Genomic DNA, 20,946 nt, shown 5'->3' on the forward strand with positions numbered 1-20,946 from the left:
CCTTGTATCCGAAGTCGTGCCAGATCGGCGGTCCGGGTCGCACGAGTCGGGGCCGCGGTCTTGTGAATGTATCCAATCACGCTCTAGGCTCAGAGACCAGAGGTTCGCTTCGAAGGAGAGACGACCATGCGGAGGACGCCGCTCGAGCCCAGCTCCCCCTGGGTCCGCGTCGAGAGCACGCCCGAGGACTGGGACGCAGCCGATCCCGCGCTGCTGGCCACGATGCTCGGCCAGCTCCATCTCATCCGGGCGTTCGAGGAGACGGTCCTCGACCTCGCGGGACAGGGTCTGGTCCACGGCCCCGCCCACTCGAGCATCGGCCAGGAGGGCGGCGCCGTGGGCTCGGTGCTGGCCCTGCGCGCCGCGGACGCCGTCAACGGCTCCCACCGCGGGCACCACCAGTTCCTCGCCAAGGCGCTCTCCTACGTCGCGCCGACGCTGGACCTCGCCTCCCTCGTGACCGACGACCTCGCCGTCGTCCTGCGCCGCACCCTCGCCGAGATCCTGGGCCTCGCCGAGGGCTACTGCCGCGGCCGCGGTGGCTCGATGCACCTGCAGTGGATGGAGGCCGGGGCGCTCGGCACGAACGCGATCGTCGGCGGCGGCGTGCCGATGGCAGCGGGCAACGCGTGGGCGCAGCGCCAGGCCGGCACGGACGACGTCACGGTCACGTACTTCGGCGACGGTGCGATCAACATCGGCTCGGTCCTGGAGTCGATGAACCTCACGGCGGCGTGGGACGTGCCGCTCTGCTTCTTCGTGGAGAACAACCTCTACGCGGTGTCCACCACGGTGGCCGAGGCGACGGGCGAGCCGCGGCTCTCGGCGCGGGGACCGGGCTTCGGCCTCGCGTCGTGGCACGTCGACGGCATGGACCCGCTCGCGGTGCACCTGGTCATGACGGAGGCCGTCGAGCACATGCGCTCGGGGAAGGGCCCGGTGCTCGTCGAGGCCGAGGTGTACCGCTTCTTCCACCAGAACGGCCCGTACCCCGGTTCGGCCTTCGGGTACAGGAAGAAGGACGAGGAGGCGCAGTGGCGGGCTCGTGACCCGCTCGAGCGCGTGGCGACCGAGATGACCGAGCGGGGGCTCGTCGACGCCGACACCGTCGCGCGGGTGCGGAAGCAGGCCGTGGAGGCCATGGCCGTCGTCGTCGAGGCGCTCACGGAGGCCGACCCCGAGGGCAAGCCCGGGACCCGGCGGATCCGGCCCGACCTGTGGCCCAGCACGGACTTCGTCGACGTCGGCGTCCGGGGAGACCTGTCCGAGGTCGCCGGCGCGCGCACCGCGGAGCAGGAGGACCACGGCGGCCCCATGGTCACCACCAAGTTCGTCGAGGCCGTCTCGGGCGTCATGAACCGGCGGATGGGCACCGACGAGCGGATCGTCGTCCTCGGCGAGGACGTCCACCGCCTGGGCGGCGGCACGAACGGCGCCACCAAGGGCCTGGCCGACGCCTACCCCGGCCGCGTGCTCGGCACGCCGATCAGCGAGAACGCGTTCGTCGGGCTGGGCGGCGGCATGGCCCTGGACGGGCGCTACCGGCCGGTGGTCGAGCTCATGTACCCCGACTTCCTCTGGGTGGCAGCCGACCAGCTGTTCAACCAGATCGGCAAGGCACGCCACATGTTCGGCGGCGACAACGCCGTGCCGTTCGTCCTGCGCACGAAGGTCGCGGCAGGGACGGGGTACGGGTCGCAGCACTCCATGGACCCCACCGGCATCTTCGCCACGGCGCCGGGGTGGCGGGTCGTCGCGGCGTCCACGCCGTTCGACTACGTGGGCCTCATGAACGCCGCGCTCGCGATCGACGACCCGGTCCTCGTCCTCGAGCACGTCGGCCTCTACGGGACCACGGGGGAGATCCCCGAGGACGACCTCGACTTCCACATCCCCGTCGGCAGGGCCAAGGTGCGTCGGGAGGGCTCCGACGTCACCGTCCTGACGTACCTGAGCATGGTCGGCCACAGCCTGGAGGCCGTCGAGCAGACGGGCGTCGACGCGGAGGTCGTCGACCTGCGCTGGCTGGACCGCGCGAGCATCGACTGGGACACGATCGGGGCGTCGATCCGCAAGACGAACGCCGTCCTCATCGCCGAGCAGGGTGCCCTCGGCACCTCCTACGGCGGCTGGCTCGCCGACGAGATCCAGCGCCGCTTCTTCGACTGGCTCGACCAGCCGGTGCAGCGCGTCACGGGCCGCGAGGCGTCACCGAGCATCTCCAAGGTGCTCGAGCGGGCGGCCATCGCGCGGACCGAGGAGGTCGTGGCGGGCCTGCGCCGCGTGACCGAGGGGATGGGTGGCTGACGTGGCGACGCTGATCCGGATGCCGGCCGTCATGACGGGCGCCGGCGAGGCCGTCATCGCCGCGTGGGTCGCGGAGGAGGGCGCCACGGTCGCCGTCGGCGACGTCCTCGCTGAGGTCGAGACCGAGAAGGCCGTCGTCGAGCTCGCCGCGGAGACCGCCGGCGTGCTCGTCCGTCGTCTGGCCGCCGACGGCGAGACCGTCGAGGTGGGTGCACCCGTCGCCGTCCTGGGCGAGGCGGGGGAGGACGTGGACCTCGACGCGCTCCTCGGCGCAGCGGCGGCTCTAACCTCGGAGGCCCAGGGCTCCGCCGACGACGGCGCGGCGGTCGGTGGGGCGGCCGAGCTGGCCGACGCTGCCGAGGACGCGGCGCTCTCCGGTGGCCAGGCGTCGGGCGGCGCTGCTCCCACCGATGGGGCGCCGGACGGCGCTGCTCCCTCGGGTGGCGAGGCGTCGGGCGCTGCTCCCTCGGGTGAGGCGTCGGACGGCGCTGCTCCCCCCGGCGAGCGGCGCTTCGCCAGCCCGATCGCGCGCAAGATGGCACGGGAGGCGCAGCTCGACCTGGAGCGGGTCCGCGGGACCGGCCCCGGCGGGCGGATCGTGCGTCGTGACGTGGAGTCGGCGATCGCGACGGGCGCGTCGGCCGGCGCCCCGGCGACCGCGCAGGCTCCTGCCGCTCCCACGGCGCCCTCGCCGCAGCCCGCGGCGTCCGCCCCGGCGGCAGCCGTGGCGCCGGCGCCGGGGAGCCGGGTGCCGCACACCCCCATGCGGCGGGCGATCGCTCGCCGCCTCGCGGAGAGCAAGGCGACGGTGCCGCACTTCTACGTCGTCGCGGAGCCGCGCGTCGACGCCCTGCTCGACCTCCGGCGCCAGGTCAACGAGGCGGGCGACGTGCGCGTCTCGGTCAACGACCTCGTCGTCAAGGCGGTGGCCGCGGCGTACCGGGCCGTCCCCGAGGCGAACGTGCAGTGGGGCGAGGACGAGATGACCGTGCTGGACGGCGTCGACGTCGCGATCGCCGTCGCGACCGACGGCGGCCTGGTCACCCCGGTGCTGCGGGGCGTCGGGCAGCTGCCCGTCTCCGAGGTGTCGCGCCGGTCGGCCGACCTCGTCGCGCGTGCCCGGTCCGGCCGGCTCAGGCAGCCCGAGCTCGAGGGCGGCTCGATCACCGTGTCCAACCTGGGCATGTACGGGACGCCGGAGTTCGCGGCGATCCTCAACCCGCCGCAGGCGGCCATCCTCGCCGTGGGGGCCGCGGTCCAGCAGCCGGTGGTGGTGGACGGCGCGCTCGCCGTGGGCACGGTCATGCGGTGCGTCCTCTCGGCGGACCACCGTGCGGTCGACGGTGCGCTCGCGGCTCGGTGGGCGGCCGCCTTCACCCGAGCGGTGGAGAACCCGCTGACCATCCTGGTGTGACCCCGCCGGGCGGGACCCCGGCGGGGCGCCGGGTCACGGCACCGGCGACGGGTGTCTAGCCTGGGCCGGTGCGCATCGTCCACGTCTCCGACTGCTACGCCCCGCGCACGGGCGGCATCGAGTCGCAGGTCCGCGACCTGGCGAGGGTGCAGGCGGCCGCCGGGGACGAGGTGCACGTCCTCACGGCGACCGCCGGCCCGCGCGGGCACCACGCCCCGGGGGAGGCGCCCGAGGACGACGACGGCGTCGCGGTCCACCGGCTCGGGGCGCGCCTGCCCTTCGACCTCCCCGTCAACCCCGCCGCGCCGCCCCGGATGCGGCAGCTGTTCGAGAGCCTCGCGCCGGACGTCGTCCACGTGCACGCGGGCGTGGTGTCCCCGTTCGCGTTCGACGGGACGCGTGTCGCCGTCGACGCCGGCCTGCCCGTCGCGGTCACGTGGCACTGCATGCTGGACGGGGTCGTCGGATCGCTGCGGGCCGTGGTCCGGCGGACGCACTGGCGCTCCGAGCCCCTGGCGCTGAGCGCGGTGAGCGGGGCGGCCGCGCGTCGCGTCGAGGCGGTGTTCGACGCACCCGTCGCCGTCGTCCCCGACGGGATCGACCTCGACGCCTGGGCGCCCGCGGCTCGGCTCGACGGCGCCGCCGGGAGCGCGGGCACCGGCGGGGCGGCGGGACCACCCCTCCGCCTCGTCGCCACGATGCGCCTGGCCCCGCGCAAGCGCGGGCCGGCGCTCATCGACGTCGTCGCCCGTGCCGCGCGGTCCCTGCCCCCGGGGTCGCTCACGCTGGACGTCGTCGGCGACGGTCCCGCGAGGGCCGCGATGCAGCGCCGCGCGCACCGGCGCGGCCTGGACGACGTCGTCCGACTCCGCGGGCGGGTGCCCCGGGCGGAGCTGCCCGCCCTCTACGCCGGCGCGGACGCCTTCCTGGCGCCCGCCCGGCTCGAGGCGTTCGGGATCGCGGCCCTCGAGGCGCGGACCGCCGGGCTCGTCGTCGTCGCGCGGCGGGGGACCGGGGTGGAGGAGTTCGTCACCTCCGAGGAGGACGGCCTGCTCGTCGCCGACGACGCCGCGATGGCCGCCGCCGTCGTCCGCCTCGCCACCGAGCCGGGCCTCCTCGAGCGCCTCCGGACGACGGCGGTGCGACGGCGACCCGTGCACGGGTGGCGGCTGACGGCGCAGGCGGCTCGCGCCGAGTACGACCGCGCGAGGGCGCTCCGCGCTCCGTGACACCGCGGCCGGGGCGGTCCCCGGCTCCTGACGCGCGCGGACGGGCTCCTGACCAGCGCGGACGCCGCCCGCCGCGCGGAGCCGTCCCTTCGTGGGTAGGCCCTTGGTCCGGGAGCCTTTGGACCTATGTCACGGCTCCGGCCGTGAGAAAGACTTGTCCCATCGAGCCGCAGAGGGCTCACCGGGACGATGGCCTTCAGGTCGGCTCCCGGACTCGGAGCAGTTCCTGGGAAGGAGTGGACGATGTCCACGACTGGGGTCAACACGAAGGCTGTTCGTCTCATCGCCGTGCTGCTGATGGTCGCCGGGGTGGTGCTCGTCGCCGGCGGTGCCGCGACCTGGATCACCGTGCGCAGCCAGCTGGTGGCGGAGAACATCACGATCCCGGACGACGCGATGGCGTTCGCCGGCAACGTCGTGGACGGTCCGCTGGACGCGTACGTGCAGGCGGACATCATCAACAAGCACGCGCTGGAGGGCTCCGGTGGCAAGACCTACGCCGAGCTGGACCGTGAGGACCCGGCGCGCGCCTCGGTGATGAACGGGTCGTTCCTGCGGGCGTCGCTGTTCACGTCGGTGATCGCGTTCGGTGTGGCGGCCTTCGCGGCCGGCATGGGTGTCCTGTTCGCCGTGACCGGGTACGCGCTGCGGGCCCTCGTCCCGGCCGCCGCCGACGTCGCGCCGCGCCAGACGGTCGGTGCCCGCGCCTGACGCCCCGGCGCGCGCACCGACGCGCCGCCCCACCTGACGGCGGCGGCGCACACATCGAGGGCCGCACCAGCCACCGCTGGTGCGGCCCTCCGTGTGTGCCGGTCGTCCGCCCCCTCCAGGTGGACGACCGGCCGCTGCGGCGTGCGGCCGGCAGGCGGCCGCCCGACGTCAGGCGCCGCGGGTGCGTCGACGGCTCGCCGAGACGAGCGACCCCACGACCAGCGCGACGCCCGCGAGGGCGACCGTCGCGATCACGGCGAGCTGCACGTCGAAGACGACGCCCGCCGCCGCCGCCGCGAGCAGCGCCCCGGCGATGATGACGACGACGCCCCACACCACGGTGCCGACGCGCACGCCGCGGGCGATCTCCGGCTCGGCGGTCGGGCGCGCAGCCGTCGTCGTCGGTGCGGTGGCGGGCGCGGACCACGGGGCGTCGTCGTCGGCGTGGCGGGTGGCCCTGCCTGCCGTCGCCCCCTCCGCCCGGGCGGTGACTGTGGCGCCCTCGGGGCGGGCGGTGCCCGTCGTCCCCTCGTCCATCGTCGGCTCCTCGGTCGTGTCGGTGCTGGTGTCGGTGCTGGTGTCGGTGCTGCTGAGGGCCTCGGTGCTGCGGGTCCCGTCCGCGTCGCGGACGTGCTCCCGGCCGGTCTCGTCGGTCATGTCACTCCTCCTCGACGCTCACGGCCCCGGCGCCGACGGAGATGTCGAGCACCACCTGGGGCTCCGCGCCGTCCTCGACCGCCGGCGACTCGTACGCCATGCGCTGCTGGCCGAAGCCGGTCTGCGCCTGGCCGCCGAGCCACTGCACCTCGCCGGCGAACACCTGGATGTCGGCCGTGAACGCGCCGCCCTCGGGCATCCGGACGGTGACCTCGCCCGCGCCGACCGAGATCGGCACCTCCACCACGTCGCCGTCGCGCAGCGGGAGCTCGGTCAGGTCGATGGTCGCCTCGCCGGCGCCCACGGAGTAGCCGCGCTCGGCCTCGGCGACCGTCGTCGGGGTGTTGCGGATCTCGCCCATGCCGGTGCTGGTGCCGTCCCAGCTCCACTCGGTCCAGTCCACCCGCGCGAAGAACGCCAGGGGGATCAGCACGATCGTCGTGATGACGGCGAGGGCGCCGAGGGCGCCGCTGTGGCGCCCGCGCAGCCCGGCCAGGACGATGCCGATGCCCGCCAGGACGACGACCGCGGAACCGGCCGCCAGCAGCACCGGACCGTCGAAGGCACCCACGCGCTGGGCGTACCAGAAGCCGGCGAGGGCCAGCAGGCCGAGGCCGAGCACGATGCTGACGGTCGTGGAGCCCGGGCCGAGGACGCGGGGCCGCGGCGGGGCGGGTGGGGTCGGCGGCACGGAGGGTGTCGGGGTGCCGGGGTAGGCGCCGCCGCCCCCTCCTCCGTAGGCAGGACCTCCGTAGGCGGGGCCGCCGTACGCGCTGCTGCCGTACGCGGGTCCGCCGTACGCGGGGCTGCCGATCACGGAACCGGTCAGGGGTGGCGCGGGGGTGCCGGCCGCGAAGGTCGTGCTCGTGGGTGCCGCAGCGGCGGACGCCCGGGCGTCGGACGCCGTCGGGTACGGCGCGGTGGTGTCCATGGGGTTCCCTGTGGGTCGGGCGGCCTCCTCGGCCGCGGGGTCCGTGCCGTGACCGGGCGCGGGCGGGGGTGGTGTCGCGGGACCGGCCGGGGCGCCGGCACCGAAGGCTCGGGTGCCGTCGTCGCGTCGAGCGGTCGTGACGAGGACGACCAGCAGCACGACCGCGCCGAGCCAGAACAGGCCGCCCCACCAGTGGTCGTCGGACCAGCCGCCCCACCAGGGCAGCCACCGGTCGGGCGAGGACAGCCCGGAGAAGAAGGCCACGGCGATGCCGATGAGCGCGACGTCGAAGTGGCCGCGGAAGAGCTGCTGCAGGTGGATCCGACCGTCCTTCTCCTCCGGCAGGAGGGCCCAGGCCACCGCGTACGCGACGAGTCCGAGGCCGCCGAGGAAGGACGTGAGGACGAAGAGCCCGCGCACCACGAGGGGGTCGATCCCGGCCCGGCGCGCGAGCCCGCCCGCCACGCCGCCGATCCACCGCTCCTCGCTGCGCACGATGCCGGCGCGGCGGATGCCGTCGAAGAACCCGTCGGTGCCGCTGGGGCGCGGGGGCGGGGGGTACGGCGCGTACGGTCCGGGGGCGCCGCCCGGGTACTGCCCGGAGGGCTGGCCGGCGGCGTTCGCCGGCGGGGGAGGCGTGGTCGTGTCCATGGATCCAGCCTGCTCCCGTGCAGGCCGACCGGGGTATCGGTTGGTGCCCTGACCTCACCCTGATCCGTGCAGCCGCGCGACCCTGACCGTACCCGGAACGGTCCCCTGAACGGCCCTGACATCGGCCTGAGCGGCCCCACGGCCGCCCCCGCCCGTGTGACGATGCTGCTCGTGACGACCACCCCCGCCGTGCGTGCGCGTCTGCCGCTGCGCCGGCCCCTCCAGGGCCGGTGGGTGGTCGGCGTGTGCGCCGGTCTTGCGGCGCACCTGGGCGTGTCGGTCGCCGTCGTCCGAGCCCTCTTCCTGCTGCTCCTGCCGCTCGGCGCGACCGGTGTGATCCTCTACGTCTTCCTGTGGGTCACGGTGCCCTCCGGTGACCCGGTGAGGACCGCCGGCGAGCAGCGGCCCGCCGCGCTGAGCCGCCTGGCGCCGCGCCTGCGTGACCCGGAGCGGCCGGTGCCGCTGACCGACATCGGCCTGGGCGTCCTGCTGCTCGCCGGGGCCGGCCTGCTGCTGGCGATCCGCTTCGGCTGGGACGTCGACTACTCGTGGGTCGTGCCGACGCTCATCGCGCTCGTCGGGGCCGGCCTGGCGTGGAGCCAGCTCGACGCCGTCCAGCGGGACCGCTGGCTGTCGCGTGCCGGGGGCCGCACGCCGGCGAGCGTCCTGCGGCTCGTCGGCGGGGTGCTGCTCGTGGGTCTCGGCGTGGTGCTGCTCGTGGGCCAGGACGAGCCGGTCGACGCGCTGCTGCGCTCGGCGGTCGCGGCGCTCGCCGTGCTCGTCGGGGCCGCCCTGGTGCTCGCGCCGTGGTGGCTGCGCCTCGTGCGCGAGCTCGGCGACGAGCGCGCGGCACGGGCGCGGGAGTCCGAGCGCGCCGACATCGCAGCCCACCTGCACGACTCGGTGCTGCAGACCCTCGCCCTCATCCGCGCCCGCTCCGACGACCCCGACGACGTCGCCCGGCTCGCCCGGGCGCAGGAGCGCGAGCTCCGCTCGTGGCTCTACGACGACCGCAGCAGCCCGGGCACCTCGCTGGCTGACGCGGTGCGCGACGTCGTCGGCGAGGTCGAGGACCGGTACGCCGTGGCGGTGGACACCGTCGTCGTGGGGGACTGCGTGCCCGAGAACGGCGCCGAGGCGCTGCTGCAGGCGACACGGGAGGCGCTGCTCAACGCCGCCAACCACGGACGGCCGCCGCTGTCGCTGTACCTGGAGTGCACGCCGCAGCAGGTCGAGGTGTTCGTGCGGGACCGCGGCGACGGGTTCGCGCTCGACGCGGTGCCGCACGACCGGTTCGGCGTGCGGGAGTCGATCATCGGACGGATGCGCCGCCGCGGGGGGACCGCGACGGTGAGGAGCCGGCCGGGCCAGGGCACCGAGGTGCACCTGTGCCTGCCCCGGCACGACGAGGACGGGGAGGCGCGATGAGCGGGCTGATCGGCAGCACGGTGGGGGGTGGCGCCCAGGGGTCCGGCGGTGACGTGCTCGACGTCGTCCTCGTCGACGACCACCTCATGTTCCGAGCGGGGGTGCGCGCGTCCCTCGACGGCCGGATCCGCGTGGTCGGCGAGGCCGACGACGTCCCGTCCGCGATCGAGGCCGTGCGACGGCTGCGCCCGCCGGTCGTCATCCTCGACGTGCACCTGCCCGGCGGGAACGGCGGGGGCGGCGCCGAGGTGATCCAGGCGTGCACCGACCTGCTCGGGGAGGTGCGTTTCCTCGCGCTGTCGGTCTCCGACGCCGCCGAGGACGTCGTCGCCGTCATCCGGGCCGGCGCCCGCGGCTACGTGACGAAGGCGATCTCCGGGCCCGACCTGTCCGACGCGGCGCGCCGCGTGGCGGGCGGCGACGCCGTCTTCTCCCCGCGGCTGGCGGGCTTCGTCCTCGACGCCTTCGGGGCGGCGGCGGGGGACATCGCGACCGGCGACGACGAGCTGGACCGGCTCTCCGCACGCGAGCGCGAGGTGATGCGGCTCATCGCGCGGGGGTACTCCTACCGCGAGGTCGCATCCGAGCTGTTCATCTCGATCAAGACGGTCGAGACGCACGTCTCGGCGGTGCTGCGGAAGCTCCAGCTGTCGTCCCGCCACGAGCTGACGCGGTGGGCGGCGCAGCGCCGCCTGCTCTGAGTGCCGTCCCGGGGCGGAGGGTTCGCGCGGCCGGTGCGAGGCCCCGTAGGGTCGACATGCCTGCCTCGCGCGCGAGGCTGAGCCGGCGCGAGCCGCGGACCCGAGCCCGGAGGACAGCGATGCCCGACGGGACGACGCACGACGAGGGCCTGCTCGAGGTGCTGGCGCAGTTCGACAGCCTGCTGGAGGCCGCCCCCCTGGGCATCGGCATCTTCGACCGGGACCTGCGCCACGTGCGGGTCAACGCCGTGCTCGAGGAGATGAACGGTCAGCCCGCGGACGTGCTCCTGGGCCGCACGCCCGCCGAGGTCAACGGCGAGATCGGCCGGCAGGCGGAGGTCCTGTACCGGGAGGTCATGGACAGCGGTGTCGCCATGCGCGACGTGCGGCTGACCGGCCAGGTCGCGGCGCGGCCCGGGCAGGTGCGCCACTGGAGCACGACGTTCCACCCGGTGCGGCGCGCGGGGGTGGTGATCGGTCTGTGCGTCATCGTCGACGACGTCACCGCCGAGCAGGACCTGTACGACGCCCTCGCGGTCGCCCAGCGCGCTCACCAGCGCCTGGCCGAGGACCTGCAGCGGGACCTCCTGCCGCCGATGGTCGTGCCGGGTGCCCAGGTCGCGGCGGTCTACCGGCCCGCGAGCAGCTCCTCCGCGGTCGGTGGTGACTTCTACGACGTCGTCGAGGTGGACGATCAGCGATGGCTGCTCGTCATCGGTGACGTGCAGGGCAAGGGGCCGCTGGCCGCGTCGCTGAGCGGGGCGTTGCGCTTCGCCATCCGCGCCGCTGCGGTCGTCGACCCGGACCCGGCCCGTGTCATGTCCACGGTCAACGACGTGCTCATGCACCTGGACGACGACCGGACGTGCACCGCCGTGTGCCTCCTCGTGGAACGGGACGGGGTCTCGTGGTCCGTTCGCGGCGTCGCGGCCGGGCACCCGGCGCCCCTCGTCGTCCGGGGCGGGCGTGGGGACGGCCCGGTCGGCATCGAACGCCTCGGGCCGCCCAACCTGCTCCTCGGCGCGGTGCGGGGTACCGGCTACCGCGCGGGCACGACCACCCTGGGGCCCGGCGAGAGCCTCGTGATCTACACGGACGGGGTCAGCGAGGCGCGGGTGCCGCGGTCGACGCAGCTCGCGGAGGGCGCCCCGCCGTCCACGCCCATCGCGATGTTCGGCGAGGCCGGGGTCCGCACGGCGCTGACGGCAGCCTCCGCGTCCCCCGGCGCCACGTCCGACGACGACGCGGCCAGCCGGCTCGCCGCTGCGGTCCACGCCGCCGTGGAGGCGTTCACCGGCGGAGCGCTCCGTGACGACCTCGCGCTGCTGGTGTTCCACGTCCCGGAGGGTCCCGCGGAGGTTCCCCCCGCACCTCGCTGACGCAGCAGCGGCGCGGGAAGGACGGTGCCGGCGAACGGGCTCAGCGACGTCCGGCCGCGCTGCTCCCCTCGCCGCGGAGGATCGACGCCATCGCCTTGCCGCGCGCCAGCTCGTCGACGAGCTTGTCCATCCACCGGATCTGCTGCATGAGCGGGTCGTCGATCTCCTCGACCCGGACACCGCACACGACGCCCCGGATCTCGGAGGTGTGCGGGTTCATCGCCGGCGCCCGGGCGAAGAAGGTCTCCAGGTCGACGTCGGAGGCGACCGCCGCCTCGAGGCCGGCCGTGTCGTAGCCGGTGAGCCAGGTGATGACCCGGTCCACCTCGTCGCGGGTGCGGCCCTTCCGCTCCACCTTGGCGACGTACAGCGGGTAGATGCTCGCGAAGCTCGCGCCGAAGATCCGGTGTCCGGCCATCTCGCCTCCTCCGTTCCGCGGGCGGGCCTGACTCTCGCCCAGGCTAGCCGTGCCGCGTCTGTCAGGGGCCGCGCCTACCCTGGACCTCGACATGGACACGCTCTTCTCCGACCTCCCGCTGGCCGGCGTCCCCCGCACCGCCGAGGGTCGCCTCCCGCGGGCGGTCCCGCCGCGCCCGACCGCCGACGACGACGCCCCGGGCCCGGCAGGTGACGCGCCGGCAGACGTCCCGGCGGGCACAGCCCAGGCCCGGGACACCGCACGTGCGGACTCGCTCCTCGAGGGCCTCAACACCGAGCAGCGCGAGGCGGTGCTGCACGCCGGCTCCCCGCTCCTCATCGTCGCGGGGGCGGGCTCCGGCAAGACGCGCGTCCTGACGCACCGGATCGCGCACAAGCTGGCGACGCACCAGGTGCGTCCGTCGGAGGTCCTGGCGATCACCTTCACGAACAAGGCCGCCGGCGAGATGCGCGAGCGCGTCGAGAGCATCGTCGGACCTGCGGCCCGCTCGATGTGGGTGTCGACCTTCCACTCGGCGTGCGTGCGCATCCTGCGGCGCGAGCACGCCGCGCTCGGCATGCGGTCGTCCTTCTCCATCTACGACTCGGCCGACTCCCAGCGTCTGCTGACGCTGGTAGCCCGCGAGCTGGACCTCGACATCAAGAAGTACCCCGCCCGGGCGCTCGCGTCGAAGATCTCCAAGCTCAAGGACGAGCTCGTCGACCCGGACACCTACGCGCAGAGCTCCGGGGCGGCGTCGGGGGAGGCGGACCAGTTCGACGCGGTCCTGTCCTCGGTCTACACGCGCTACCAGCAGCGGCTCCGGGCGGCGCACGCCCTGGACTTCGACGACCTCATCATGACCACGGTGCACCTGCTGCAGGCGTTCCCGGAGGTCGCCGAGCACTACCGCCGGCGGTTCCGGCAGATCCTCGTCGACGAGTACCAGGACACCAACCACGCGCAGTACGTGCTGGTGCGGGAGCTCGCGGCGGCCGGCGAGCAGGGCGTGCCGGCGGAGCTGACCGTCGTCGGCGACGCGGACCAGTCCATCTACGCGTTCCGCGGCGCCACCATCCGCAACATCCTCGAGTTCGAGGCGGACTACCCGGACGCCCGCACGATCCTGCTGGAGCAGAACTACCGGTCGACCCAGACGATCCTGTCCGCGGCGAACGCCGTCATCTCCCGCAACCCGGGTCGCAAGCCGAAGCGGCTGTGGACCGACTCCGGCGCCGGCCCGCAGATCGTCGGGTACGTCGCGGACAACGAGCACGAGGAGGCGCGGTTCGTCGCGGAGGAGATCGACCGCCTCGGGGACGCGGAGGGCGTGCGGCCGGGCGACGTCGCCGTCTTCTACCGGACCAACGCCCAGTCCCGGGCGCTCGAGGAGGTGCTCATCCGCGTCGGCCTGCCGTACAAGGTCGTCGGGGGCACGCGCTTCTACGAGCGCAAGGAGATCAAGGACGCCGTCGCGTACCTGCGCGCCATCGCGAACCCCGACGACGACGTCAACGTGCGCCGGGTGCTCAACACGCCCAAGCGCGGGCTCGGGGACCGGTCCGAGGCGATGGTCGCCGCGTTCGCCGAGCGGGAGCGCATCTCGTTCGGCGCCGCTCTCGAGCGGGCCGACGAGGCCCCGGGCGTGGGGACGCGCGCGGTCACGGGCCTGCGGGCGTTCGCCGAGCTCATGGCCGGCCTGCGGGACCTGGCAGCCTCCGGCGCCGGCCCCGCCGAGGTGCTCGGCGCGGTCCTGGACCGCACGGGCTACCTCGCCGACCTCCGCGCCAGCGACGACCCGCAGGACGGCACGCGCGTCGAGAACCTCGCCGAGCTCCACGCGGTCGCCACGGAGTTCGAGCAGGCCGAGCCGGACGGCGACCTCACGGACTTCCTCGAGCGCGTCTCGCTCGTCGCCGACTCCGACCAGATCCCGGACGTCCGTGAGGGCGAGGACGTCGAGGCGGCCGTCGCCGCCGCGCGGGAGCAGGGCGTCGTGACCCTCATGACGCTGCACACCGCGAAGGGGCTGGAGTTCCCCGTGGTCTTCGTGACCGGCTGGGAGGACGGGACGTTCCCGCACCTGCGCTCGCTGTCGGACCCCGACGAGCTCGCGGAGGAGCGGCGCCTCGCCTACGTCGGACTGACGCGCGCCCGGCTCCGCCTCTACATCTCCCGCGCTGCCGTCCGGACGGCGTGGGGGGCCCCCAACGAGTTCCCCGCCAGCCGATTCCTCGACGACGTCCCGGAGGAGCTCGTCGACTGGAAGCGCAAGGAGTCGAGCATGGCCGTCCTGCGGGCCGGCGGCAGCAGCGGGTGGGGGTCCGGTGCCTCGGCGTGGGGCAGCCGCGGCGGCTCCGGAGGATCGCGCCCGCGCCGGGACCTCGACAGCCCGGTCGTCACGCGCAAGGCCCTGCCCTCCACGGGCGCCACGTTCGGCTCGGCCACACCGCGGCCGGCCGGTGATGTCCCCTCTCTGGAGATCGGGGACAAGGTGACCCACGACGCCTACGGCATGGGGACCGTCGTCGCGGTCGAGGGCGCCGGGCCGAACGCCGTCGCGAAGATCGACTTCGGTGCGGACGGCACCAAGCGCCTCCTGCTGCGCTACTCGCCGGTCACCAAGCTCTGAAGCACCGCTCGCAGCGGCGACCCGCCGCGCTCTCGGTGTGCCTTCGTCGGCCGTGCACCGACGCCGAGACCGTGCCTCCAGGGGCACGGTCTCGGCGCACAGGCACGGTGTCAGCGTGGGCCGGTGCGGGCGTCCGCACAGACAACCGTGCAGGTCAGCGCAGGATGCCGCAGACCGCCGGGTCGGTCGCCTCGGCGGGCAGGCTCGGGTCCAGCTCGCTGGCGCCCTCGTCGCTGAAGCTGTACATCCCGTCGCCGTCGTAGTCGACGCCGTGGATGACGAGGACGCCCTCACCGGCGCGGATCGCGTCGGCGATCTGCTTCGGCGTGCCCTCGCCACCGGCGTAGCCGGTGCCGGCCACCCGGGTGACGTTCATGTCTCCGCGCTGGTAGTGGTAGCTGCCGTCCTGCGCGACCGGGAACCGGTCCACGGCGAGAACGCTGGCGGGGGAGGTGTCGCCCGTGGTGGTCAGGGAGAGGACGACAGGGCCGTAGGCGGGCACGCCCTCGACCGTGTTGATGCGGCCGTCGCCGTCGGCGTCGTCGAACAGGCCCGGGCACTCGTTGCGGGCGTCGTCGCCGTAGTGGATGTGCTGGGCGTGGGGGGCGTCCGGCGTGAGGCCGTGGGCGTGCACCTCGGCGGAGAGGATCTTCTGGTTGCGGACGACGACGGTCGCCGTGCCGTGCGCGCCGGAGCCGTTGAGCGCTGCGAGGTCCGCGTTGAGCGTGACCGTCTTGTCCTGGCCGCGGTTCCCCTCCTGCGGGTGGGCCAGGGCCGGGGTGGCTCCGACGAGAGCGACGGCGCAGAGAGCCGCCGCGGTGGTGCCGAGTCGTGCCGTGCCGTGTCGCTTGTTCACTGTCTGCTCCTCGGTTCGACCGGGCGGGTGGGCCCCGCCGTCCCGTGAGGTTCGGAACCGGGAGTGGAGCAGATGGGTCGGATCGCCACGGATCCGTACAGATCGGCACGGTGGCGGCGAGGAGGCACGGCACAGGTGAGGATCGGGTGGCGCGGAGGCGCGCCGCCGCCGCCGCGGTTCTGCGGGAGACTGGGCGACAACGCCCATCCCACCGACGAGGAGTCACCACCGTGCCCCAGGGAACCGTCCGCTGGTTCGACGCCGACCGGGGGTTCGGCTTCCTCGACCTCGGAGGCGACGCCGAGGACCTGTTCGTGCACGCGTCCGAGATCCTCGGCGGCGACGGGACGCGGCTCCTCCGGGAGGGGCAGGTCGTCGAGTTCGAGGTGGGCGAGGGGGACCGCGGCCCGCAGGCGCGCCGCGTCCGGGTCACGGGCGACCAGGCCGTCGACGGGCCCCTGGGCGTGCTCGGCACCGTCAGCTGGTACGAGCCGACCAAGGGGTACGGCTTCATCGCCCCCGACGGTGGTGGCGCCGAGATCTTCGTGCACAGCTCGGCCATCGTGGGTGGCGGCGTGATCGTGGACGGGCAGCGCGTGGCGTTCCTGGTGGTGGAGGGGGAGAAGGGGCCGCAGGCGGACCACCTGCTGCCCCTCGGTGCGGAGGCTGCCCAGCAGGTCGTGGCGGCCGACGGGGCGGACGGCACCGTGTCCTTCTACGACGCGGAGAAGGGGTTCGGGTTCGCCACCCAGGACTCCGGCGGGGAGGACGTCTTCGTCCATGCCCGCGCGCTGGCCGGAGGGCTGACCGAGCTGTCCGAGGGCGATCGCATCACCTTCGACGTCGCCGCGAGCGAGCGGGGGCTGCAGGCCCGCGACGTGCGGCTCGTGGGCGGTGCCGCGCGGCGGGGCGCTCCCACGGCGCCCGCCCGCGGCAGGTCGGGCCGCCAGGAGACGTCCGGGGCGCCGGTGCGCGGCGGCGAGGGCGTCGTCGCGCGCTACGACGCCGACCGCGGCTTCGGCTTCATCGCCCCGGACGCGGGCGGCGCGGACCTGTTCGTGCACGTGTCGGTCGTGAAGGGCGCCCAGGCGCTGGAGGAGGGCGACCGGGTCCGGTACACGGTCCGTCAGGGCGATCGGGGACCGCAGGCGGACCGCGTCGAACGGCTCTGAGCCGGACGGTGGTCCGGCGGCCGAGCCCGGCTCCCGCCATGCCCGCCCTCGCCGCGGGCACCGGCATCAGCCGTCACGTCAACGATCGCTCGCCGGAGACGTCGTACTCCGCCACGGACGCGGCGAGGATGGCGGCGCTCTGCTCGTCGCTGGGTCCGCTCCCGCGGAACGTCTCCACGGCGGCTCGTGACACCCAGCGTTCGAAGACGTTGATGCGACCGGGGTCCAGGACGTCCGCCGCGAGGCTGAAGTCGAGGCAGCCGTCAGCGGCGCGGGCCTGGCGGACGACGTCGGCGCAGTCGGAGAGATAGGACTCCCGGACCGGGGGATCGACGACGAGGTGCCCGGCAACGATGATCATCTGTTCCTCCGAGGGCGGTGGGTGGTCTCTGGCGGCGACGGGGCGGCTCGAGGTCGTGGCCGCGAGGTGGTCCGCCCGCGGCCGTTCGTGGTCCTCAGTCCGTGGCCGAGACGATCCAGATGTGGTTGCCGTCCGGGTCCCGCAGGGCGAAGAGCAGTGGCGCCCCGGGCATCTGGTTCGGCGCCGGGTCCAGGTCGATGCCGCCGACGGAGCTGAGGCGCGCGTGCTCGGCGAGCACGTCCGGAACCTCGACGCCGATCGCCGAACCGCCCGGCGTCCCGCCCATGGGCGGGTTGAGGGCGAGCCGGGCGGTGGACCCGGGAGGGGCCACCTCGAGCCAGCGGTGCTCGCCGTCGGGGCCGAAGCGGGCGTCGCCGCGCAGCTCCCAGCCGAGCGTGTCCGTGTAGAAGGAGAGGGCGGCGTCCTGGTCGGACACGCCGAACATGGCGGTCGCGAGGGAGGCCTGCGGGGCAGGTGCGGTGGTCATGCCTGGGTAGACCGAGCGCGGGCACGGAACTCATCGGCCCGGGCAGCGCCGGTGCCCGCCGGCGCGCTGGCGTCGTCCCGGTGCGAGCGGTAGAACCGGTCCGTGGCACTCAGCTGGAAGCTCGTGGTGGACACCCGGGACGCGCCTGCGCTCGCGGACTTCTGGGCGGCGGCGCTCGGCTACGTGGTCGAGGACCCGAGCCGCCTCGTGGAGCAGCTCCTGGAGGCCGGCCAGGTACCCGCCGAGGTCGTCACCGAGCACGCCGGCATGCGTCTCTTCCGCGGCTACGCCGCGATCCGGCACCCTGACGACCCGTTCGACGAGACGAGCGGCATCGGCCAGGGACGGAGGATCCTGTTCCAGGACGTGCCGGAGTCCAAGACCGTGAAGAACCGCCTCCACATCGACATCCATGGTGAGCGAGGCAGGCTGGAGGAGCTGGTCGGCCGCCTGGAGGGCCTCGGAGCCCGTCGCCTGCGCGAGATCGACGAGGGGCCTGTGGGCCACTGGTGGGTCATGACCGACCCCGAGGGCAACGAGTTCTGCGCGACCTGAGGGGGGCGCGCCCGAGCCGTCGCCTGTGACCGGCTTCACGCCCGGGCCGAGATATCTCGATGTGAAGAGATCTTCGGGCGAGGGCTACCATCGCGGGGGCGACGCGGCCACGAACGGCCGGGGCCGATTCGACGGAAGGGCGACAGGGTGGACCTGTTCGAGTACCAGGCACGGGACGTCTTCGAGAAGCACGGGGTGCCCGTGCTGGGCGGCGTCGTGGCGACCACGCCGGAGGAGGCCCGCGCGGCGGCCGAGCAGCTCGGCGGTGGGACCGTCGTCGTCAAGGCTCAGGTCAAGACGGGTGGCCGCGGCAAGGCCGGCGGCGTCAAGCTCGCCCACTCGCCGCAGGAGGCGGAGGACCGCGCCCGCGAGATCCTCGGCATGGACATCAAGGGCCACACCGTCCACCGCGTCATGATCGCGGCCGGCGCGAAGATCGCCGAGGAGTACTACTTCTCCGTCCTGCTGGACCGCGCGGAGCGCCGCTACCTCGCGATGGCCAGCGTCGAGGGCGGGGTCGAGATCGAGCAGCTCGCCGTGGAGCGTCCCGAGGCGCTCGCCCGGGTCGCGGTCGACCCGCTGGTGGGCATCGACCAGGCGAAGGCCGAGGAGATCGTCGACGCGGCCGGCTTCGCCGAGGACATCCGCGACCAGGTCGTCGCGACGATCCAGAGGCTGTGGACCGTCTACGCGGAGGAGGACGCGACCCTCGTCGAGGTCAACCCGCTCGTCAAGACCGAGGACGGCCGCATCGTCGCCCTCGACGGCAAGGTGACGCTCGACGGCAACGCGGACTTCCGGCACCCCGACCACGCCGAGCTGGAGGACGCCGAGTCGGCGGACCCGCTGGAGGCGCAGGCCAAGGAGCACGACCTCAACTACGTCAAGCTCGACGGCTCCGTCGGCATCATCGGCAACGGCGCCGGCCTGGTCATGAGCACGCTGGACGTGGTCGCCTACGCCGGTGAGGCGCACGGCGGCGTCGCGCCCGCGAACTTCCTCGACATCGGCGGCGGCGCCTCGGCCGAGGTCATGGCGGCCGGCCTCGACGTCATCCTCGGGGACCCGCAGGTCAAGAGCGTCTTCGTGAACGTCTTCGGCGGCATCACGGCGTGCGACGCCGTCGCCAACGGCATCGTCAAGGCGCTGGAGATCCTCGGCGACCACGCCACGAAGCCGCTCGTCGTGCGGTTGGACGGCAACAACGTCGCCGAGGGCCGCGCGATCCTGCGGGCCGCGAACCACCCGCTGGTCACCCTGGCCGACACCATGGACGGCGGCGCCGACAAGGCCGCCCAGCTGGCGTACGCCGCCGCGGCCGTCTGAGACCCCGAGCAGAGAAGAGAGAACAGACAGATGGCGATCTTCCTGACCGAGGCCTCCAAGGTCATCGTCCAGGGCATGACCGGCTCCGAGGGCATGAAGCACACGACGCGCATGCTCGCCTCGGGCACCACCGTCGTGGGCGGCGTCAACCCCCGCAAGGCCGGCACGTCCGTGTCCTTCCCCCAGGGGGAGGGCACCGTCGACATCCCCGTCTTCGGCTCCGTCGCCGAGGCGATGGAGGCGACCGGTGCCGACGTGTCGGTGATCTTCGTGCCGCCGGCCTTCACCAAGTCGGCCGTGCTCGAGGCCGTCGACGCCGGCATGCCCCTCACGGTGATCATCACCGAGGGCGTCCCCGTCGCGGACACGGCGGAGTTCTTCACCGCCGCGCAGGCCAAGGGCGTGCGCCTCATCGGCCCGAACTGCCCCGGCATCATCAGCCCGGGGAAGTCCAACGTCGGGATCATCCCCGCGGACATCACGGGCCCCGGCAAGATCGGCCTCGTGTCCAAGTCCGGCACGCTGACCTACCAGATGATGTACGAGCTGCGGGACTTCGGGTTCTCCACCGCGATCGGCATCGGTGGGGACCCGATCATCGGCACGACGCACATCGACGCCCTGGCGGCGTTCGAGGCGGACCCCGAGACCGAGGCCATCGTCATGATCGGCGAGATCGGCGGCGACGCCGAGGAGCGCGCGGCCGAGTTCATCAAGGCCAACGTCACCAAACCGGTCGTCGGCTACGTCGCGGGCTTCACCGCCCCCGAGGGCAAGACGATGGGTCACGCCGGCGCGATCGTCTCCGGCTCGTCCGGCACCGCGCAGGCCAAGAAGGAGGCCCTCGAGGCCGCCGGGGTCAAGGTCGGCAGGACGCCGTCGGAGACCGCCGACCTCATGCGTCGGCTGATGTCCTGACCGTCCGTCCCCACGCGTCCCGACGGCGCCGTCCCCGCGAGGGTGCGGCGCCGTCGTCGTCGTGGTTGCGTGGCGCGGCGGGACACGCGGCGGGGGTCACGCGGCGAGGAAGCGCCTGATGGTGTCGGCCGTGGCGTCGGGCCGTTCGAGCATGGGCAGGTGCCCGGTGTCGAGGTCCGCGCACCACGAGGCGTCGAGGCGCTCGGCGAACCGCTCCTGCAGGGGTGTCGGCAGCTCGCGGTCGCGGCTCGTGCGTACGTAGCCACGCCGGACGGGGAGGGGAGCTCGGGTGGTCCCGTCCCGGTAGAGGCGGGCCGACTCCGCGGTGAGGTCGGTGAGGAGGCGCTCCGTCGCCGTGCGGTCGAGACCCGCTGCGAGCCCACGCCGCACGGCGGAGTCCGGCGGTCGCGTCCCGGCGACCCGCATCGCCGCCCGGAGGACCCAGCGCTGCGGCGCGGGCATCGCCGACAGGAACGAGCCCCCGGGCCCGGGCACGACGGCGCACACGGCCAGCAGCGCGACGACGCGGTCGGGCAGCAACCGCGCGACCTCGGCGCCGACGAGACCGCCGGACGAGTGCGCGACGACGGCGAACCGACCCGGTGGGGCCGCGGCGACGGCGGCCTCGACGTAGTCGGGCAGCCGTGCGGTGGAGACCGGGGTCGGCCGCGCGGCCACCGTGGACGCGTGCGTGTCGGCCAGCGCGGCGCGCGTGCCGTCCCAGACCCACGCCGGGAGGCCTGCCCCGCTGACGAGCAGGACGGGGGGACGGACGGGCGGATGCGGTGACATGGTCATGCCAGCCAGCCTCGC

19 protein-coding genes are annotated in these 20,946 nt (G+C 74.3%); 12 read left to right on the forward strand and 7 right to left on the reverse strand.

Annotated elements, in window-relative coordinates:
* Positions 1-126 precede the first annotated feature (126 nt).
* From LG379_RS02985 to LG379_RS03000, 4 genes are all read left to right on the forward strand, one after another.
* Positions 127-2,307 carry a thiamine pyrophosphate-dependent enzyme gene (locus tag LG379_RS02985; protein ID WP_225753088.1) on the forward strand — a complete coding sequence of 727 codons (2,181 nt, stop codon included), beginning with the start codon at positions 127-129 and terminating at the stop codon, positions 2,305-2,307.
* Between the two features lies 1 nt (position 2,308).
* Complete coding sequence (locus LG379_RS02990) at positions 2,309-3,721, forward strand: dihydrolipoamide acetyltransferase family protein (protein WP_225753089.1); 1,413 nt, start codon at positions 2,309-2,311, stop codon at positions 3,719-3,721.
* A gap of 68 nt (positions 3,722-3,789) precedes the next feature.
* Positions 3,790-4,950 carry a glycosyltransferase family 4 protein gene (locus LG379_RS02995; protein ID WP_225753090.1) on the forward strand — a complete coding sequence of 387 codons (1,161 nt, stop codon included), beginning with the start codon at positions 3,790-3,792 and terminating at the stop codon, positions 4,948-4,950.
* A 243-nt stretch (positions 4,951-5,193) separates the two neighbouring features.
* Positions 5,194-5,661: an aromatic ring-opening dioxygenase LigA gene (locus LG379_RS03000; protein WP_225753091.1), complete on the forward strand. Its 468-nt coding sequence runs from the start codon at positions 5,194-5,196 to the stop codon at positions 5,659-5,661.
* A gap of 168 nt (positions 5,662-5,829) precedes the next feature.
* On the opposite strand, the gene LG379_RS03005 is transcribed toward LG379_RS03000, so the two are convergent.
* Both LG379_RS03005 and LG379_RS03010 read right to left on the reverse strand, forming a co-directional pair.
* Positions 5,830-6,318 carry a hypothetical protein gene (locus tag LG379_RS03005; protein WP_225753092.1) on the reverse strand — a complete coding sequence of 163 codons (489 nt, stop codon included), beginning with the start codon at positions 6,316-6,318 and terminating at the stop codon, positions 5,830-5,832.
* A 1-nt stretch (position 6,319) separates the two neighbouring features.
* Positions 6,320-7,900, reverse strand: a complete 1,581-nt coding sequence (locus LG379_RS03010) for a PspC domain-containing protein (RefSeq protein WP_225753093.1) — start codon at positions 7,898-7,900, stop codon at positions 6,320-6,322.
* A 162-nt stretch (positions 7,901-8,062) separates the two neighbouring features.
* Between LG379_RS03010 and LG379_RS03015 the strand changes: the two genes are divergently transcribed.
* The 3 genes from LG379_RS03015 (at position 8,063) to LG379_RS03025 (ending at position 11,408) form a co-directional block, all read left to right on the forward strand.
* Entirely contained in the window at positions 8,063-9,328 is a 1,266-nt protein-coding gene (locus tag LG379_RS03015) for a PspC domain-containing protein (protein ID WP_370634414.1), read from the forward strand.
* Positions 9,325-10,029 (forward strand): response regulator transcription factor, encoded by a 705-nt coding sequence (locus LG379_RS03020; protein ID WP_304522415.1) that lies wholly within the window; start codon positions 9,325-9,327, stop codon positions 10,027-10,029. Before LG379_RS03015 ends, LG379_RS03020 begins: the two co-directional genes overlap by 4 nt.
* A gap of 119 nt (positions 10,030-10,148) precedes the next feature.
* Complete coding sequence (locus tag LG379_RS03025; protein ID WP_225753095.1) at positions 10,149-11,408, forward strand: PP2C family protein-serine/threonine phosphatase; 1,260 nt, start codon at positions 10,149-10,151, stop codon at positions 11,406-11,408.
* Positions 11,409-11,448: 40 nt separating this feature from the next.
* On the opposite strand, the gene LG379_RS03030 is transcribed toward LG379_RS03025, so the two are convergent.
* Complete coding sequence (locus LG379_RS03030; protein ID WP_225753096.1) at positions 11,449-11,826, reverse strand: DUF2200 domain-containing protein; 378 nt, start codon at positions 11,824-11,826, stop codon at positions 11,449-11,451.
* A 91-nt stretch (positions 11,827-11,917) separates the two neighbouring features.
* On the opposite strand from LG379_RS03030, the gene pcrA reads away from it, so the two are divergent.
* Positions 11,918-14,458, forward strand: coding sequence for a DNA helicase PcrA (gene pcrA, locus LG379_RS03035; RefSeq protein ID WP_225753097.1), 2,541 nt, complete (start codon positions 11,918-11,920; stop codon positions 14,456-14,458).
* Positions 14,459-14,612: 154 nt separating this feature from the next.
* Here the strand turns inward: pcrA and LG379_RS03040 are convergent, their stop codons facing one another.
* Positions 14,613-15,314 (reverse strand): hypothetical protein, encoded by a 702-nt coding sequence (locus tag LG379_RS03040; RefSeq protein WP_225753098.1) that lies wholly within the window; start codon positions 15,312-15,314, stop codon positions 14,613-14,615.
* A 230-nt stretch (positions 15,315-15,544) separates the two neighbouring features.
* Between LG379_RS03040 and LG379_RS16975 the strand changes: the two genes are divergently transcribed.
* On the forward strand, positions 15,545-16,486 hold the full coding sequence (locus LG379_RS16975; protein WP_304522416.1) for a cold-shock protein: 942 nt from the start codon (positions 15,545-15,547) through the stop codon (positions 16,484-16,486).
* A gap of 73 nt (positions 16,487-16,559) precedes the next feature.
* On the opposite strand, the gene LG379_RS03060 is transcribed toward LG379_RS16975, so the two are convergent.
* On the reverse strand, positions 16,560-16,847 hold the full coding sequence (locus tag LG379_RS03060) for a putative quinol monooxygenase (protein WP_225753099.1): 288 nt from the start codon (positions 16,845-16,847) through the stop codon (positions 16,560-16,562).
* A gap of 94 nt (positions 16,848-16,941) precedes the next feature.
* Entirely contained in the window at positions 16,942-17,334 is a 393-nt protein-coding gene (locus tag LG379_RS03065) for a VOC family protein (protein WP_225753100.1), read from the reverse strand.
* A 102-nt stretch (positions 17,335-17,436) separates the two neighbouring features.
* Between LG379_RS03065 and LG379_RS03070 the strand changes: the two genes are divergently transcribed.
* From LG379_RS03070 to sucD, 3 genes are all read left to right on the forward strand, one after another.
* Positions 17,437-17,889, forward strand: a complete 453-nt coding sequence (locus LG379_RS03070) for a VOC family protein (RefSeq protein WP_225753101.1) — start codon at positions 17,437-17,439, stop codon at positions 17,887-17,889.
* 147 nt (positions 17,890-18,036) lie between these two features.
* Positions 18,037-19,215 carry an ADP-forming succinate--CoA ligase subunit beta gene (gene sucC / locus LG379_RS03075; RefSeq protein WP_225753102.1) on the forward strand — a complete coding sequence of 393 codons (1,179 nt, stop codon included), beginning with the start codon at positions 18,037-18,039 and terminating at the stop codon, positions 19,213-19,215.
* A 30-nt stretch (positions 19,216-19,245) separates the two neighbouring features.
* The gene (gene sucD, locus LG379_RS03080; RefSeq protein WP_225753103.1) at positions 19,246-20,133 is read left to right on the forward strand and encodes a succinate--CoA ligase subunit alpha; all 888 of its coding nucleotides are present in this window, start codon (positions 19,246-19,248) and stop codon (positions 20,131-20,133) included.
* Positions 20,134-20,229: 96 nt separating this feature from the next.
* Here sucD and LG379_RS03085 read toward each other — a convergent pair whose 3' ends face one another.
* The gene (locus LG379_RS03085; RefSeq protein WP_225753104.1) at positions 20,230-20,931 is read right to left on the reverse strand and encodes an alpha/beta fold hydrolase; all 702 of its coding nucleotides are present in this window, start codon (positions 20,929-20,931) and stop codon (positions 20,230-20,232) included.
* Positions 20,932-20,946 lie beyond the last annotated feature (15 nt).

It is taken from the genome of Actinotalea sp. Marseille-Q4924 (assembly GCF_916618755.1).
In the GTDB taxonomy this organism is placed as follows: Bacteria; Actinomycetota; Actinomycetes; order Actinomycetales; family Cellulomonadaceae; genus Actinotalea.